The following is a 17,035-nucleotide window of genomic DNA, read 5'->3' as shown; positions in this document are numbered from 1 at the left end:
AGCATTTTTGAACACTGTGTGTTCACAAGCGTTTCATTTCAGAAATTTTCCAACTTTACATCTAAAAATTCTTTAATCTTATTGAGATGATGATCTCACGGAATAGTAGTCCTCCCCTTACTCTTATGTAAATGCTACAGCCGGTCTGTTAGTTTGTAATGAAATAGAAGTTAATCTAATAAAAAGATTTAAAAGCATAATTTTCTTCAAATTAATAAAAATTCATAACCTAAGTAATCTGCTGATTTTTAATAGGGAATGGTATTGGCTATAGCAATTTAAATGTAAAAGCATAATATAAAATAAGGTAAAGGCCAAGCTAGGAAAGTAAAAAGTCTTATGTTTAAGGGATAAAAACTGGGAAGGTAATGACTATTTAATGCACACGGTCTGAGATTAAATGCTTAAGCCCACTATAAGTAATTGGATAATTTTACCAGAAAACATATTTTAGTGCATACTGGACAATATTTCACTCGTCATTAAGCGATATATTCTTCCGACAACTAGGGTTAGAGAACTAGATTATGTTTTGTTAAGCTAACAAAAATCCCTTGTGAAGCAACAATCCGTAATGTATTAAAGTCTAGAGATTATTTTTTAAACGAAAAACCCGATAAAGTATTGTATTAAGAGATACAAACAGGGTTGAGTATGATTTTAACAGAAAGAATGGGGATTTCTGTTTTCTATTTAGAAGCTGGTAACCTCTTTTTAATCTCGAAGACCGGCGGATAAAATAATAAAAATAATATTAGGAGGCATGGAAATTGTTTAATAACGAAATCATTTTAGTTACAGGCGGGACAGGTTCATGGGGACATGAACTAGTCAAACAGTTACTACCTTTAAACCCAAAAGAAATTCGTATTTTTTCAAGAAATGAGTCTAATCAATTTGCCATGAAACAAGAGTTTGACCATCATCCAAAATTGCGGTTTATTATTGGAGATATAAAAGAGAAACATGCTTTAATCAATGCTAGTCAAGACGTTGATTATATTTTTCATTTGGCAGCTTTAAAGCATGTACCTGTATGTGAAGAACAACCAATTGAAGCATTAAAAACAAATGTTATTGGAACACAAAATGTCATAGATGCTGCTATTAACGGCAATGTCAAAAAAGTTATTTATGTTTCAACGGACAAAGCTTCAGACCCTTCTAACTTCTATGGGTTATCAAAAGCCATGGGTGAGAAACTAATTATTCATGCTAATACTTTAAACACGAAAACAAGGTTCGTATGTATCAGAGGAGGAAATGTATTAGGTACAAATGGAAGTGTCATACATGTGTTTAAAAAGCAAATTCAAGATAAGAAAAAGGTCGGAATTACAGATTTAAATATGACGCGTTTTTTCTTAACTGTAGAGGATGCTATTAAACTAGTATTTAAAGCAACTTTTGAAAGTATCGGCGGGGAAATCTTCGTTATGAAAATGCCTACATGCAGGATTGTGGATCTTGCCCAGGTATTAATTGAGGCTTCAAATATAAAAAGTGTTGAGATTGAGATTCTTGGTATCCGACCAGGAGAAAAAATTCATGAATTACTTCTTTCAGAATATGAAAGTACAAAGACGGTCGTATTTGACAATGAATATTTCATTATACTTCCAGCTATTTACATTAAAGGTTTAAAGGAGCATTATTCTAAATTTAAATCTGTAAATATAAAAAATTATAATTCCAGTACAGGTTTAATGACTAAAGAAGAAATTAAAGACATGTTAATGAAGGGTGGGTTTATTTAGATGAAAGTATTAATTCTTGGTGGAAAGTGTATGTCTGGACATGTAATGAAAGAATATTTAAAGCAAAAGCCCCAGTATGATATACACTACACATCAAGAGTAATAAATGATAAAAACAGCCTTGTTAATGATCGGTATTATTTAAAATCTGCAACAAACATTTCAAAATATGCGCTTTTAAAAAAGATAAAAGAAATCTTTGTAAAGGACAATGTAAAAATCATTCCTGATGAATGCTCGAATACCCAATTCCCGCTTACCAACAAATGGTTAATATATTTAAAAGATTGGATATACAACCTATGAATCTACAGCCGCCTAAGTTATTAATTACAGGAGCAAGTGGTTTTACAGGTCAGCACGCATGTATACATTTCTTGAAGGCAGGGTTTGATGTGACAGGCGTTACAAGAAAAAGCTCTTTGAATGGTATTGGAATTAATACAGAATATTATGATCTTACCGATAATGAACAAGTTAAACAATTAATTGAAAAGGTCAACCCTCAATACCTCCTTCATTTAGCCGGAAAAAACCATGTAGGGCAAACATGGATAGATCCTATCTATTCATTGGAAGCAAACGCCATGTCCACTGCATATTTACTCGACGCCATTCGTCAAAAGAATCCATCTTGCAAAATCGTTGTAATTGGATCTGCCCTTCAATTTAATCCAACAGTCATGTCTACACTTACCAACCCCTATAGTTTAAGCAAAACTCTTCAAATACTCATTGCTCAATCATGGGCAGTTCTATACAATATGCATATTGTCATCGCCAAACCCTCCAATTTAATAGGACCCGGTTTATCAAACGGGGTTTGTTCAATTTTCGCAAAAAAAATAGTAGACATGGAAGAAAATAAATCTGAAAGGATTCTTGAAGTGAAAAATGCAAAAGCACATCGTGATTTTATTGATGTCAGAGATGCTGTTTCTGCTTACGAAATTCTACTAATGATGGGAGAACCTGGTGAAGTATATGAAATTGCCTCTGAAAAAAGCCGCTCTCTTGAAGAAATCATTAATATGTTTAAATCTTTAACCACAGTAGACTTTGAGATAAAATCAAAAATGAATCAGATAGAACAGCAGGTTAATATTATTTCTGATAAACTAAAGAAATTGGGTTGGAAACCTGCCATTCCATTTGAATCATCTTTAAATGATATTCTTAATTTTTATCGCAGCAATAAAAATTAATCTAACATTCTTAAAAAAAATTACAAATGATTACAACATAAACATAGGGGGGATTTTATTCTAAGAAAAAAATGCAACACTCCAGCCTAATATATAAACTCATAAACGCGAAAGCTAAACATTTTCGTCAAAGCCTTTTTTTAAACTAGAGTTTCAGACTGAATAGTATTTTGGAATGTATGCATACTCTCTCCCTTTTAAAACAGCAAAGTCTGAATCCCCTCATTCTATCATGAATTTACTTTTTTCATTATTCCTTTGTGTTACTTAAAAATTTAAATATAGAAATCAAACATTTTATCCTTTTTGCTTCGTAATTTCTTAAATAGATAGTAGGACACATACTTCTAGGTAACTAAGAAATGTTTAAAAAAACGAGATGAATAATTTGCATAATCTACAAGAATCTCGAGCTGATTTATGTCATGTTCTTTAGCAGTTGTACACTGCTTTTTCTGGATAAACGGTATCCTTATCCATGAAACCGAGTCGTAAATGTAACTTTACAGTGGCATATTCTTCCCACTTTCAGCTGTGCTTTTTTATAAAGAAAAATTAGATCGCTACTTCATAGAAAATGATTAGCGATCTTTTATTATGAAATGGTCCCCATATATACCAAAAAGATGATAACTCCTATAATTGGTACTCGAACCCAAACGGATTAAGCTATACTTATCCGTTTTAGCAAAACTTGGTTATTTCGAGGCATTAAGAAATAATAGGAACGTACTAGCCCGAACATCCGAATTCTATTCCGAATACAATATATTGTATTATCAAAAAATGTTGAAGGAGGTAAAAAATGAATCGAAATTCAGTTGATATCTTAACAATTATGTTAAGCTGGAATAGAGCGGAGTTACTAGAACAAACAATTAAATCTTACATTGAAACTGTTTCGGTTTCCTATACTTTAATTGTTGTTGACAATGCCTCCAATTCTAAGACTATATTAACTCTCAAACGTTTAGCTGAGCTATACAACTTTAAAGCTATTTTTCTAAAAGAAAATAAAGGAGGTCTTGCTTTTAATCATATATTAAATACAGTGAATATTAATAAATACCGATATATACACTTTTCTGAAAATGATTTAGAATACAGACCCGGCTGGGATAAAGAGTTAATAAGCAAATTAGAAACATTTCCGAAATTGGGACAAATTTCACCATATTCATTGACTCCAGAAGTTGAACAAGGGGAAATATGGGGTAAGCGACCTGGAAAGCCATTCCGTAAAGGGGGCAAACTAATATATATTTGTCCAAATACCGGTACAACATGTCTGGTAAAAAAAATCTTAATTAAACGAGGACTTCGTTGGAAGAATATTCAAAAAAATAAATGGAAGTTACCGGCAGATGCAGCATTTTCCGCTGGTGTTAAAAGAATGGGGTATTTTGCGGCTTGGAATGATCGTTATCTAGCAAAAAATTGGGGACACAATATTACTCAGTTTCAAAAGGAAATTGATTATTATGTTAAAAATTATTCGGTAAAGAGTATTAAGTTAAAAGGTTTTATCGATCGTTTAAGAAAACATGGTTATAAATTAATTATAAGTCCTGACAAGACCTATAAAATAAAGCCAATAAATAAAAACTCTGTCAATAAATTGGACACTTAACACAGAGAAAATTCTCAATTTGTTTTACTTTGTTTTTAGTATCTTTTTTATCCAATAAGAGATAAAGAGTTGTTTAATAAATGGATCCTTTTATAATTATTCAACTTACAATATATTCAAAAATGCTGTTTTTTGTTAGTTTGGTTGTTTTCATGAAAAATTAATAATTTCTAAATAACACTGTAAAAAGATTCAATTCATGAGTAGTCATAACAGCTCCTTTTTACTTATACTAGTGATAATCCTATGATCTCTGGGGATCTGTTGATATTCCTTTAATTGATTACGTCGTCAGAATGGTAATTTAAATTTTCTATTGGAGGCTGCTGCCTAATAACTGGTTTTAAAGCAGTAATCACTAACTCTTTGGTCATCCGCTTGTCTATCTGTCAACTATGATTCTTCTTGAAAACAAATCCATGACTATACTAAATAGATCCATCCTTCTCTTGTCAATATAGGGTGATATCTATTACCCAAGAACTTCCCTGGCTCATTGACCTTAAACTGTTGATTTAACAGGTTAGGAAAGATTAGAAGTTTATGTTTAGAATTGGTTGTTGCTTTATATTTTTTATTTTTTTTGAGAGGAATTGTTTTCTTTCAACATACGTGTAATGGTTCTCATCGGTATGAAAACTATTTATAACTGTAAAAATCATCATTGTAGAAATCGCCGGTTTTACCGGAGGAAAGGATTGTGCTTGACATGTCTCTCACAAGTATCATTATTTTGACATTAAATAACTTGGAGAAAACGAAAAAGTGTTTAGTAAGTATTCGTAAATACACGCATCAACCTTATGAATTGATCATTGTTGATAATGGCTCAACAGACGGTACCATTCAGTACCTTAAAAAGTTTCCGGATATTAAACTTATTTGTAATAAACAAAACAAGGGGTTTGCGGGCGGCTGCAACCAAGGGATGAAGTTGGCTAAAGGAGAGCAATTGCTATTGCTGAATAACGATACTATCGTGTCCCATCATTGGTTGGATAACCTGCTAAAGGCCCTTTATATTAGCCCGCGGATAGGAATGGTCGGGCCCTTGACGAATTCTACCAATCCCCCAGGTGTAAAAAAACCTGCAAACGTGAACTATTCTAATGAAGTCCAATATCATCAACTTGCTTCACGATTTAATCAACATGATCCCTCCAAATGGAAAGCTATGCAAGTCTTGTATGGTTTTTGTTTACTGCTAAAACGTGAAGTATTTGATAAAATAGGATTGATGGATGAACGCTTTACTATAGGAACTGCCGAAGATAATGACTTTTGTCTCCGCGCGACAAGAGCCGGTTATACTCTACTTCTTGCCGGGGATACACTGGTTCACCACGATGGACATGCGAGTTTTAAGAGAAATCAGATAAATCTTCGACGGATACAATCAGAAAATATACAGAAATTCGTCCAAAAATGGGGGATCCAGCCCAGTGCCTTGGTACGTTCACAGCTTGATTTTATTCCAGATGGTTTGCTCGTTAAAGGTATAGGACCAGCAATTTATTATATTGATAGGCAGTTGAGACGTCCCATTAAAGATCAGGAAACATTGAATTATTTGAAATTTAAACAGTCCGATGCCATCAGTGTCCCCAATCCAAAAATTCAGAGATATCATGTGGGGGAAAAGATTGATAAAGAAGTTTTTTCCAAAAAAATCCTTAATAACTTCTTGGTTAAGTCCAATGATCGGGACGAAATTTTTCTTATTCAGGATGACTGTAAAAGATTGATTAAGGATAAAATCTCCCTCAATTATTATGGTTTCCTCCCCCAGAAAATTATCACTTTGCCAAATCAAATTATCGAATCAATTCAAAGTGGCAAGAATCTTGAATCAAAAATCGAATTTGAGACGCAACTGCCAAACCTTAAAGTTTTCAAATGTTTTAACACTTTTTATTTATCGATGAACAACTCTTTTTACCCTATTAAAAAAGTAAGTCTGGAGAAGTTAAAATTGGCTCCAAATAAAGCGATTAAAATATCCCCCCAAATCTTATACAAATTCCCTATTGGTAAGGAAATTGTTTATAGCTGGAGATAACATCAAACAGGTTTCCTTTAACAACCTTTTGTGAAGGAAACCTATTTTTCCATCTTGGACCATCCATGAGCAGAAAGAAAGAGATTTTCATGATATGAAAATCCATGAATCGTTTTTCATCTTTTATTATGGAAAAGAAGTGTTTAACTATTATTATCCTCTCTCCTCCCCCATCACAACAAGTCATTTTTTTATTTACCCATATACTTGATTATATTTATCAAAAGTTACTAGGTATTATTTAAGAAACACTTTTCAAAGAAAATCATTTAAAAAAATTATCCTATAAGCTTTTAGTCTATTTTAGGAAACAATTTATAGGGACAGCTTTTGACAGATCCAGTATGGAAAACGTGTTAAAAAAATATATACCTTTATCGAATCAATAGTCACAAGTTTTTAAAGGAATGAGAGGGAAATATGGTATTGTTCTAAGTTAAAAGATTTAAAAGAAATACCGCATGATGTTTTGTCCTATTTTATTGAAAATATACTAGTTTTGGGAATTGGCAAGGGGAAATTTGTAAATTGATAAGTGATTATATGATCAATTCCTATTTTCATTTAAAAATTTTTTATCTAGAAATTCTTGACCTCTCTTAGTCGAGATCGGGCAGTTGCCCCTTTTGTATTTGAACTTCCTAATTATAAATATCAACATTAGAATGTACATTTTTGATTGTTTAAGAATGTAATTCCTTCATATTTCTTTAGAAAGATGGTCTTTAGATTAGTAGGTGATCAAATTGGAAGTGCTGACTTTCACCTGTATATGATCGATTTTATAGAAATCTCTTATTTGCATATTTGGTAGTGGGCATAAGAGATTTTTTCTTTTTTTAAAGCCAAAATTGGTATTTTACCTCCTTGAACATAGCTATTATTGATTCGTTTCTGTTATCAATTTTAATTGGGAAACGAGAAATCGGTAATAAAAAATTTCAAAAAGGGATTGAATAAACAATTGCTTTTTAAACTGCACTTATTTCTTATTCCCGTATTTTTTAAAAGTTGTTTTTTTCATTGCTTGGGTAGAAGCTAACTTTACGTAATTTACGTTTGCCGGCTGCATAGATCTTCCTTGGTACAAACCATTGGGAGAAAATCGCTTTTTATATTCACTGCATAAACACATAAAACCACCTCACCTTTATAGTTCTATCTTATTCTTTTATCGACAGGCTGCTTCTACGCTTGTCTAGTAGGGAATTAAAAAAGTTGGAACCTAAGGGGGAATGACATTAGTTTGAATCTTATCATTTTGCGGCGCTTGTCTTATACAAGACTGCTGGATTTTTCATATCATATTCTATTAGCAACAATAATATTAGAGAAGGAGCGAAAAAAAATTCGAGAAAATAAACATTTAAGAGAGATTTTCCATGGACCAGTCGTCATTGGAGGTGTAGGCGGAAGCGGGACCAGGGTCGTTGCAGAAATAATGAAAGAACTAGGATATTATATAGGCCCTTTAAATAAGGCGAATGACAATCTAGAATTTGCAAAGTTATTTGGGTCCCCTGAATGGTTTAAAAAGAATCATAGAAATAATAAACAAGTTATCTTCAAACGACTAATAAACTTTGAGGAAAGCATGTTGACATCCCTAGAAACGAATCATTCCAATTCTATAGGCTGGGGATGGAAAAATCCGGTAACGCATATTTATATAGAATTCTTGGCGAAATATTTTAAGAAGATAAAATATGTACTTGTTATACGCAACGGGTTGGAAATGGCTTACAGCAGCAATCAAAATCAGTTTTACAAGTGGGGAGACTTATATAACATTAAACCAGGTACCAAAGCGGATCCAAAATCCAGTCTTCAATATTGGTTTGCAGCAAATGAAAAAGCGATACGACTAGGACAGGAACTCTTCAATCACAACTTCTTGGTTATTAACTTTAATGATTTATGCATGAATCCAGAGAAGGAAATCAGGAGCCTTATTTCCTTTTTAGAATTAGATCAATCAAAATATAACATCGATCAATTAGCAAAATTGATTCACCCTCCCCACTCATTGGGAAGACATAAAAAACGTGATTTAAGTAGTTTTACAGAAGGTGAATTTGATTTAATAAGAAAATTAGGATTTACAATATAAAATCTACGAAAAAAATCCTCTGCTAATGAAATAGTAGTTTATACTCTCATTTCCTTTATGTATAGATATTATGTAAAACTACCATCAATGGAGGAGAACTACTGTTTAAATGTAATAAAAGATCAAAGCTAAAAGCGTATGCCATTTAGCTGGTATACGCTTTTTGAATTAAAAGATAAAGACAAACATACACGCAAAAAAAATGAATTCTCATATAGTAGATTGTATTAAAAAAACTACTGGAAAGAAGGTTATTTATGGCTATATTTCGAACTGGACCGTTTCTTGTCCCCTCTCAAACACAAAATGGAAGCCCTATTAATACGGTAGTAGTGATGCTTACAAATCAAACGCAACGGACCCTTAACGCAGTTTTTAAAATCAACCAAGTTGCCTTGAATCCACAGCCGCTTCCGCCTTCTGGCTCGCCTATAACTGTGCTTCATCCACCCCAACGGGTCAGACTTCAGCCGAATCAAGCAAAGTCTTTTGCCGTACCTATCGATGAGCAATCTGAGACCATTTCGATCACTCAGAGTAATCCCGGTTCAACAGCGTTAATCGTCACTGTACGCGGTGATGTTGCGGGAAATGGAAGAGGAATTATTGCCTCGGTTACCGGAGGATTTGCCGCTCCCGGCGAATCACTCACCATTTCAGAACCAACAATGCAAATCCGCCATGATGAATTTGTAAAGGTCCCTATTAGGAAGAGAAAATAAAATAAGTTAATCCAACGCCAATTTCTTATTAAAATAAATTATTAACAAAAAACAACCTCCCGAATTTTAAACATTTCACTGTCACTGTGGTGTTATATCAATAAAATGGACAATACAAACAAGGAGAAACGATCAATATATCCAGGAGTTTTACAAAGGAATCGACAGGAATTAGTACGAATGTAGGACACTCGCTAGACAAAAAAACTGAGCATTGCTCGGTCAGATTGATGAGAAAGTACGTTTTTTTTAAAACCTATACTTTTTTCAATTACTCAATAAGTTATTAGGATAAAAACTGAAATATTTTAACTAAAAAAAGATCGCCTACACCTTATGCTAGTTTTGCTAGGTGAGTAGCGATCTTTTTATATTCTGACAAGCTGCGGTGTTAACTCGCATTCCGTAAACCCAGTAACCTGCAGTAACGAAGCCCGTGCAGTTCTTTTGAATCTGCAAAGCTTCACTCTACTTTTCCCTATCTGAATTTATAAAGTAACTTCCTGATTTTGAAAGAGGATTGAGATGAACCTGATCTCTATGTTCTTACCAAACATATTGTGTAATGACTTTTTGTGTATTCTTCGATCTTGTCCAATCCTTGAGAAGTGGACATTTTACACTTTTTTGTGTCTGATTTGTACTCTCGATACCTTTACCTTGTCGTTGTACTATATAACAATTCTTCTTTGTTTAGACAGATATATTGATTGAATAATCAGGAACAGGATCAGTAAGTTTTAATCTTAAAAACCATCGGTAGGCTACATTTGTCTGAATTTCTTTTTTTAATTGGGCGTTCCAAACGAATGCCATAAAAATAGCCGATAAACATCATTTTGAAAAGCTAAATAGGTCGGAGGGGCACCCATTGTTTACAGGTAAGTATAGGCGGACTTTCTCTCTTATAAATAAAAAGTCTATGTATTGATCCACCTTTCTTAAAAGGTAGTCTTGTTGTACTAAATCATCAATCATTACAAATTCTCCTTCCTTATGAGATTCTCTTTTAGGACTGAACATCCTATTCACCATGTTTAATTATATATTTTCTACCCTATTAACTCGGTGAATAATTGGAAGTAATTAAAGAAAATTAAAGGCTGCCGAGGTTTCTCGGCAGCCTAACCGAGCATTGCTCGGTTTTCTCATATCAAAAAAGCTAGATTTTAAGAATTTGTCTGCCCGGGCAGATCCTATTAGCAGTTAGACAATATACGTTACGCTAATTTTACAGATACCACATCGATTTTCACTGCTGCACTTGTAACAGTGCTGTTTGTGATTGTTAATGTTGAATTGGCAGTAGTAGCTGTGAAGTCGAAATTGTAGAAGGCATATTGTCCACTTATTACGTTTGCCGCTTGGAATGACCGAGTTGGTTGCCCTGTAATATCGACGTCAATTGTTCCGTCTGTAGCTGGTGTCGAAAAAGCTGCTTGGAACGTATAGTTCTCACCTACCTGCAAAGGTAACAAAGGCTGCGAGATTGAATCACCGCTAGCTTGAAGATTAGCATTATTAGCTCCCAACAATTCATCTGTAGTTTCTGTTATAGCAGTGCCAATAGGAGACCAAAAGGGACCTACACCCGGTGGTGTGGATTGTTCAAATCCGCCATTTCGAACACGATTAACATTGGCCATATTTCATCCTCCTTTCTATATGAATTTGGAATAAAAAATGAAAACAGTAATTCTCTGTATCATTCATCAATCTATTCTAATCATGAGAATCCTGTCCATAATAATATATGCCATTATGAAAAAAGAGAGTTAGTCATAGAACTATCTTTAAGAAAAATCAACTATTTTACTAGTATGTTCTTGGAGAAATAGAAACAAAGTTAGCGTTATTCCCACAGGAGCCTATTCAGTAAGATGATTGGTGAAGGCAGGTATCGAGAATACTACAAAGGAATCGATAGGATAGATTCCTAATCATAGGACACTCGGTAGACAAAAAACCGGGCATTGCCCGGTTTTAAAAAAAGCTAGATTCTAAGATTTTTTCTACAAGCACAGTTCCTATTAGCAGTTATCCAAATCCGTTACGCTAATTTTACGGAAACAACATCTATTTGAAGAGGGGTACTGAGTCCAGTGCTTCTGATTGTTAATGTTGGGCTTGAAGTAGTAGCAGTGAAGTCGAAATTGTAGAAAGCATAATCTCCAGATATTACGTTTAACGCTTGGAATGATCGAGTTGGTTGCCCTGTAATTTCGACGTCAATTGTTCCCGCTCCAGAAGCTGTTGAAAAAGCTGCTTGGAACGTATAATTCTCACCAACCTGTAAAGGTAACAAAGGCTGCGAGATAGCATCGCCGGCAACAGCAAGAATAGCGTAATTATCTCCCAACAACTGATCTCCCGTTGCTGTTACAGCAGTCCCAGTAGCCGTCCAAAAAGGACCTACGGTTGGAGGTGAGGATTGTTCAAATCCGCCATTTCGAACACGATTAACATTGGCCATATTTCATCCTCCTTTCTTCATGAATTTGGAATAAAAAGTGAAAACAGTAATTCTCTGTATCATTCATCTATCTATTCTAATCAAGAGAATCCTGTACCTAATAACATATGCCATTATGAAAAAGGAGAGTTAGTCATAGAATCTATCTTTAAGAAAAATCCACTATTTTACTAGTATGTTCTTGGAGAAATAGAAACAAAGTTAGCGCTATTTCCCACAGGATCCGATTTAGTTGGATGATTGGTGAACACAGATATCGAGAGTACTACAGAGGAATCGATAGGATAGAGTCTTAATCATAGAAAACTCGGTAGACAAAAAACCGGGCATTGCCCGGTTTTCGAAAAAGCTAGATTCTAAGATTTTGTCTACAAGCTCAGTTCCTATTAGCAGTTATCCAAATCCGTTACGCTAATTTTACAGATACAACATCGATTTGAACAGGTGTTGCGACTCCTGTATTGTTTGTAATTGTTAATGTTGAATTGGCATCAGTAGCTGTGAAGTCAAAATTGTAGAAAGCATAGTCCCCAACTATTATGTTTACTGCTTGAAATGATCGAGTTGGTTGCCCTGTAATATCGACGTCAATTGTTCCTGTAGAAGCAGCTGTCGAAAAAGCTGCTTGGAACGTATAATTCTCACCAACTTGCAAAGGTAACAAAGGCTGCGAGATAGCATCGCCATCAACAGCAAGAATAGCGTAATTAGCTCCCAACAACTGATCTCCTGTTGCTGTTACAGCAGTCCCAGTAGCCGTCCAAAAAGGACCTACGGTTGGAGGTGAGGATTGTTCAAATCCGCCATTTCGAACACGATTAACATTGGCCATAATTCATCCTCCTTTCTTCATGGATATAGTAGACAGATATACTCTTAGCAACACCAATTATTTCTTCTATCAAGAGCAGCCTGTCTATTAATAAAATATGCAAACATAAAAAATGATTGATAGTAGATAATCCTATCTTTAGAAAAATCCACTCTCTTACTAGATTGATCTTAGATCATTCCAGAATTAATAAAAATTAAAGAATGTTGCATGTATGTTCGTCCAATCAAAGCTTTTTTAATCGAATAAGTTAGATTATCGGAAAAACTGCTTAAAGGAGTGAAAACTATGATCAAAAGCAAAAAAGCGGGTGATTTTCCTGATTTTCTAATTATTGGTGCCCAGAAATGCGGAACGACTTCACTATATAATTACTTGATTAAGCACCCTGAAATTTTAGAAGCGAGCAGAAAAGAGATTCACTTTTTTGATAATAATTATAATAAAGGTATTGAGTGGTATAAAAAGCAATTTCCTTTGGAAACAAGAAGAAAGCAAGGATATATAACCGGTGAGGCGACCCCTAAATATATTTATGATCCTAATGTTCCTCAAAGGGTTTATCATTATATGCCGAATGTAAAGTTAATTGTCTTATTAAGGAACCCAGTAGATCGTGCTTATTCAAACTACCATATGGACATAAATAAAAAATTGCCTGAACTGCTTCGCAATGAATCGATAAATGATTATATTTCATTTGAAGAAGCGTTGGAAGTAGATATTGGACAAATCTATATGAAAAGGGGAATGTATGCGGACCAACTAGAACGGTGGCTAAAATTTTTCCCAAAGAGCCAAATGTTGATCTTACAGAGTGAACAGTTTTTTTCTAATCCATTGAAGACATTAAAAGAAGTTCAACGTTTTTTAGGTGTACCCTATCGAGAAATATATGATTATAAAGTATACATGAAAGGAGATTACAAACCTATCAATACAAATACTCGAAAAAAATTACTATCCTTCTTCAAACCGTATAATGATAGACTCAATCAGCTCCTAAAGGTACATTTTCACTGGGATGAATAAAATTTTTAAATAGTAGTGACATTCTTTGGGATGACGACATTATTATGCCAATAATCCTTCATCTATAAGATAGTAAGAAAAGGAAGAGTATGAAAAAAAAATCCTATTAAATAGCATAGATATATGTACAAATGCACAATCGTTTGAGATACAAATGAATATACAGGTATAAATGAAAATCTGGGAGGATTTTAATTTGAAAATGATTGCATATTACCTTCCACAATTTCACCAAATTCCAGAAAATGATAAATGGTGGGGAGAAGGTTTTACTGAATGGACAAATACTCGTAAAGCAGTACCTTTATTTAAAGGACATAATCAGCCTAGAGAACCATTAAACGATTATTATTATGATTTAACAAATCCTGAAGTTCGTAAATGGCAAGCAGACATTGCAAAGCAACATGGTGTTTATGGATTTTGTTATTACCATTATTGGTTTAAGGGTAAGAAGTTACTAGAAAGGCCATTAGAAGATGTTTTATTGACAGGTGAACCGGAATTCCCATTTTGTCTTTCATGGGCTAATCACGATTGGATAAAAAGGAATCCAAAGGGAAAAAATCAAATATTAATTCCTCAAGTTTATGGAGAGGAAAATGACTGGAAAGAACATTTTTATTATTTATTAAAGGCTTTTTTAGACAAAAGGTATATTTATAAAAATAATAAACCGATTTTTTTGATACATTTTCCAGGACAGATACCAAATTGCAGCAAAATGCTATCTTATTGGAATAAATTAGCGAAAGAAAATGGATTAGATGGAATATATTTTGTAGAGACAATGAGTGGGCAACCCATCACAAACATTAACGGATTTGATGCTCGAGTTAAATTTGAACCTATGTATACGCTTAGTCATGGACTCCGTGCCACAACAAATGTGAAGGCATTACTTCAAGGGAGAAAAAAAGTGTTCAAACGGTTATCGAACAAAAATATAAGAATGAGGATCTTTGATTATGATATGGTCTGGAGAGACATTCTAGAACATACTATAGAAGAAAAGAATTGGGATAAGCCAATTTTTCCAGGTGCTTTTATTGACTGGGATAACACAGCACGAAGAAGATTAACAAATTCTATAGTTTTTGAAGGTGCTTCACCGGAAAAATTCGGGAATTACCTAAAAAAATTAATTCAACTAAACGTCGGAAATGAATTTTTGTTTATTAATGCCTGGAATGAATGGGGCGAAGGAACCTATTTGGAGCCCGATAAAAAAAATAAATATCAGTATCTTGAGCAAATAAAAAAATTAACTCAATGTATAAATAGTACATTTTGTGATTTCTGAAACATTAACGATAAATTAATACGGTTTATAACCAAAAAGTAAGAAGGATGATACTAATGAGATTAATGTTCATATACACAAGCCAAAACACCTTATCACACCTCGATTCAAATATCATCTCGGCTTTTAAAACGCTTGAGAAAAATTTAGAGGATTTCACTTTTGGAAGTGTTTTTTATAACAGTATGCAAGATTTGCTTAAGATCAGTCATAAGGTAAGATCTTTTCGTCCTGATGTTATTCTGAAATGTCACCCGAACGTTCCGGCTTCATTAATTAATATGCTAAAAAAATATGCCACTGTGGGGATATGGGTAGTTAATGATCCCTATAATCTTATGATTCATGAAAAATCAGTAAAGCCATATGATTTTGTTATTTCACAAGATGCCAGTTGTGTTTCCTTTTATAATCAGAAAAATAAGCCTTGTATCCACCTTCCGTTAGCTGTTAATCCCAAAAAATATCATCCAATGAAAGTTCCGGAAAAATATCAATATGATATTAGCTTTATAGGCAATGCATGGCCTGAACGCATTCCAATTATCGATAATTTAGCCCCCTTTCTATTAAAGAAAAAATTCATCATAATAGGTAAAAATTGGAATAAATTAAAAAGTTATAAAAAAATGCAGCCATATATCATAGATACATTGATTCCCCCTAGAGAAGTGGCAAAATACTACAATGGCTCTAAAATCATCTTAAACATTCATAGAGGCCATAATGATGTGAAAATGAATCATAAGAAACTTCCCGCTTTCACCCCGAATAATCGAACATTTGATATTGCTGCCTGTTCAGCTTTTCAGCTTTGTGATTGCAGGCAAGGATTAGACCATCTGTATAAAATAAATGATGAAGTGGTTTGTTATAACAGCTTAGAAGATTTGAAGAGTAAAATAAATGAATATCTTAAAAATGAAAAAGAACGGGAAAGAATATCTAATAATGCACTTCGCCGTACTCTTACTGACCATACGTATGAAAAAAGGCTGCAATATTTACTTCATTGTTTTTCAAAGGGGCAGCATCTTAAAAAATAATAAAAGGACTGATTCATGTTGAAATGGAACAACTACTATGGTCTGAATTTGACTGAACATGAAATTAAAAGCGGAAGTCATCGATTGTATGTAGGAGGAAATTGGGAAATAATTGGAAAATTACAATTTGATTTTTTGGTAAAGCAAGGATTATTACCGAACCATCAACTATTAGACGTAGGCTGCGGGAGTTTGAGAGGCGGTATTCATTTTATCAAGTATTTAAAATCAGGCAACTACTATGGAATGGACATTAATTCTTCTCTCATTAAAGCAGGCAAATTTGAATTAAAACGAGCAAACTTAGTTCATAAACAACCGAACCTACTAGTGGATGATACTTTTTCTTTTAAGAAATTCAATCAAGAATTTGATTTTGCAATTGCTCATTCTTTATTCACACACCTGCCGCTAAATGTAATTAAAGATTGTTTGCTTAATATGGAAAAAGTTCTTAAAAAAGAAGGAACATTTTTTGCCACATTTTTTGAATCAAAAGAAAAAAACAACAAAAAACCCATTAAACAATCCTCTGGGATTATCACCTATCCGAATAAGAACCCTTACCATTACCAATTATTCGACTTTGATCGATTGATTAAGGGCTCTTCATTAGAATTGAAATATATAGGGAACTGGGGGCATTCAAGAAACCAAAAAATGCTCTGTTTCAAGAAGAAAAGTCCCTAAATATGTTCCAAACTATTTTACAGTAGAAGATAGGTTCAAAAGTATGTAATTTAACTTTACTCTCTAACTTGCTATAAAATTATAAAATGAACATCATATTTGCATTGGAGATGATTACGATAAATAAAAGCTTATTATTTCTCATCCTAGGTCTCCATCGATCGGGGACTAGTGCA

14 protein-coding genes and 3 pseudogenes are annotated in these 17,035 nt (G+C 33.6%); 11 read left to right on the top strand and 6 right to left on the bottom strand.

Annotation, left to right across the window (positions count from 1 at the left end):
* Positions 1-770: 770 nt before the first annotated feature.
* From GMB29_RS05240 to GMB29_RS05230, 3 genes are read left to right on the top strand one after another with little or no spacing between them, the layout of a single operon-like run.
* Positions 771-1,757 (top strand): polysaccharide biosynthesis protein, encoded by a 987-nt coding sequence (locus GMB29_RS05240; RefSeq protein WP_136355076.1) that lies wholly within the window; start codon positions 771-773, stop codon positions 1,755-1,757.
* The gene (locus GMB29_RS05235) at positions 1,758-2,063 is read left to right on the top strand and encodes a hypothetical protein (protein WP_136355078.1); all 306 of its coding nucleotides are present in this window, start codon (positions 1,758-1,760) and stop codon (positions 2,061-2,063) included.
* Positions 2,060-2,962: an NAD-dependent epimerase/dehydratase family protein gene (locus GMB29_RS05230; RefSeq protein WP_136355080.1), complete on the top strand. Its 903-nt coding sequence runs from the start codon at positions 2,060-2,062 to the stop codon at positions 2,960-2,962. The genes GMB29_RS05235 and GMB29_RS05230 overlap by 4 nt, the downstream gene beginning before the upstream one ends.
* A 395-nt stretch (positions 2,963-3,357) precedes the next feature.
* On the opposite strand, the pseudogene GMB29_RS27800 reads toward GMB29_RS05230, so the two are convergent.
* Positions 3,358-3,475: pseudogene (locus GMB29_RS27800) on the bottom strand (IS4 family transposase); the annotation flags it as partial.
* Between the two features lie 292 nt (positions 3,476-3,767).
* On the opposite strand from GMB29_RS27800, the gene GMB29_RS05225 reads away from it, so the two are divergent.
* The 4 genes from GMB29_RS05225 (at position 3,768) to GMB29_RS05210 (ending at position 9,483) form a co-directional block, all read left to right on the top strand.
* Positions 3,768-4,592 carry a glycosyltransferase gene (locus GMB29_RS05225; protein WP_136355082.1) on the top strand — a complete coding sequence of 275 codons (825 nt, stop codon included), beginning with the start codon at positions 3,768-3,770 and terminating at the stop codon, positions 4,590-4,592.
* Between the two features lie 709 nt (positions 4,593-5,301).
* On the top strand, positions 5,302-6,651 hold the full coding sequence (locus GMB29_RS05220) for a glycosyltransferase family 2 protein (protein ID WP_227551706.1): 1,350 nt from the start codon (positions 5,302-5,304) through the stop codon (positions 6,649-6,651).
* A gap of 1,246 nt (positions 6,652-7,897) precedes the next feature.
* Positions 7,898-8,761: a sulfotransferase family protein gene (locus GMB29_RS05215; protein ID WP_168733874.1), complete on the top strand. Its 864-nt coding sequence runs from the start codon at positions 7,898-7,900 to the stop codon at positions 8,759-8,761.
* A gap of 257 nt (positions 8,762-9,018) precedes the next feature.
* Positions 9,019-9,483 carry a hypothetical protein gene (locus GMB29_RS05210; RefSeq protein WP_136355088.1) on the top strand — a complete coding sequence of 155 codons (465 nt, stop codon included), beginning with the start codon at positions 9,019-9,021 and terminating at the stop codon, positions 9,481-9,483.
* A gap of 549 nt (positions 9,484-10,032) precedes the next feature.
* Here the strand turns inward: GMB29_RS05210 and GMB29_RS27930 are convergent.
* The 5 genes and pseudogenes from GMB29_RS27930 to GMB29_RS05190 all read right to left on the bottom strand — a co-directional run.
* Positions 10,033-10,165, bottom strand: a pseudogene (locus GMB29_RS27930) (IS5/IS1182 family transposase); the annotation flags it as partial.
* 29 nt (positions 10,166-10,194) lie between these two features.
* A pseudogene (locus GMB29_RS27230) lies at positions 10,195-10,461 on the bottom strand (transposase); the annotation flags it as partial.
* A 242-nt stretch (positions 10,462-10,703) separates the two neighbouring features.
* Complete coding sequence (locus tag GMB29_RS05200; protein WP_136355092.1) at positions 10,704-11,129, bottom strand: hypothetical protein; 426 nt, start codon at positions 11,127-11,129, stop codon at positions 10,704-10,706.
* 404 nt (positions 11,130-11,533) lie between these two features.
* Entirely contained in the window at positions 11,534-11,956 is a 423-nt protein-coding gene (locus GMB29_RS05195) for a hypothetical protein (protein ID WP_136355094.1), read from the bottom strand.
* Positions 11,957-12,362: 406 nt separating this feature from the next.
* Positions 12,363-12,788, bottom strand: a complete 426-nt coding sequence (locus GMB29_RS05190; protein ID WP_136355096.1) for a hypothetical protein — start codon at positions 12,786-12,788, stop codon at positions 12,363-12,365.
* A gap of 288 nt (positions 12,789-13,076) precedes the next feature.
* Here GMB29_RS05190 and GMB29_RS05185 point away from each other — a divergent pair, with 288 nt between their 5' ends.
* The 4 genes from GMB29_RS05185 to GMB29_RS05170 all read left to right on the top strand — a co-directional run bounded on the left by GMB29_RS05185 (position 13,077) and on the right by GMB29_RS05170 (position 16,859).
* Entirely contained in the window at positions 13,077-13,820 is a 744-nt protein-coding gene (locus GMB29_RS05185) for a sulfotransferase domain-containing protein (RefSeq protein WP_136355098.1), read from the top strand.
* Positions 13,821-14,016: 196 nt separating this feature from the next.
* Positions 14,017-15,123: a glycosyltransferase WbsX family protein gene (locus GMB29_RS05180; protein WP_136355100.1), complete on the top strand. Its 1,107-nt coding sequence runs from the start codon at positions 14,017-14,019 to the stop codon at positions 15,121-15,123.
* A 56-nt stretch (positions 15,124-15,179) separates the two neighbouring features.
* The gene (locus GMB29_RS05175) at positions 15,180-16,169 is read left to right on the top strand and encodes a CgeB family protein (protein ID WP_196305225.1); all 990 of its coding nucleotides are present in this window, start codon (positions 15,180-15,182) and stop codon (positions 16,167-16,169) included.
* A 15-nt stretch (positions 16,170-16,184) separates the two neighbouring features.
* Positions 16,185-16,859, top strand: a complete 675-nt coding sequence (locus GMB29_RS05170) for a class I SAM-dependent methyltransferase (RefSeq protein WP_136355104.1) — start codon at positions 16,185-16,187, stop codon at positions 16,857-16,859.
* Positions 16,860-17,035 lie beyond the last annotated feature (176 nt).

It is taken from the genome of Metabacillus sediminilitoris (assembly GCF_009720625.1).
Taxonomy (GTDB): Bacteria; Bacillota; Bacilli; order Bacillales; family Bacillaceae; genus Metabacillus; species Metabacillus sediminilitoris.
This window is presented reverse-complemented; position numbering and strand designations above follow the sequence as displayed.

What these genes read in the sequence shown, in the direction of transcription:
- GMB29_RS05190 (WP_136355096.1), bottom strand. Translation starts at nt 12,788, where the DNA reads ATGGCCAATGTTAATCGTGTTCGAAATGGCGGATTTGAACAATCCTCA.
- GMB29_RS05220 (WP_227551706.1), top strand. Translation starts at nt 5,302, where the DNA reads ATGTCTCTCACAAGTATCATTATTTTGACATTAAATAACTTGGAGAAA.
- GMB29_RS05230 (WP_136355080.1), top strand. Translation starts at nt 2,060, where the DNA reads ATGAATCTACAGCCGCCTAAGTTATTAATTACAGGAGCAAGTGGTTTT.
- GMB29_RS05170 (WP_136355104.1), top strand. Translation starts at nt 16,185, where the DNA reads ATGTTGAAATGGAACAACTACTATGGTCTGAATTTGACTGAACATGAA.
- GMB29_RS05235 (WP_136355078.1), top strand. Translation starts at nt 1,758, where the DNA reads ATGAAAGTATTAATTCTTGGTGGAAAGTGTATGTCTGGACATGTAATG.
- GMB29_RS05210 (WP_136355088.1), top strand. Translation starts at nt 9,019, where the DNA reads ATGGCTATATTTCGAACTGGACCGTTTCTTGTCCCCTCTCAAACACAA.
- GMB29_RS05225 (WP_136355082.1), top strand. Translation starts at nt 3,768, where the DNA reads ATGAATCGAAATTCAGTTGATATCTTAACAATTATGTTAAGCTGGAAT.
- GMB29_RS05195 (WP_136355094.1), bottom strand. Translation starts at nt 11,956, where the DNA reads ATGGCCAATGTTAATCGTGTTCGAAATGGCGGATTTGAACAATCCTCA.
- GMB29_RS05185 (WP_136355098.1), top strand. Translation starts at nt 13,077, where the DNA reads ATGATCAAAAGCAAAAAAGCGGGTGATTTTCCTGATTTTCTAATTATT.
- GMB29_RS05175 (WP_196305225.1), top strand. Translation starts at nt 15,180, where the DNA reads ATGAGATTAATGTTCATATACACAAGCCAAAACACCTTATCACACCTC.
- GMB29_RS05200 (WP_136355092.1), bottom strand. Translation starts at nt 11,129, where the DNA reads ATGGCCAATGTTAATCGTGTTCGAAATGGCGGATTTGAACAATCCACA.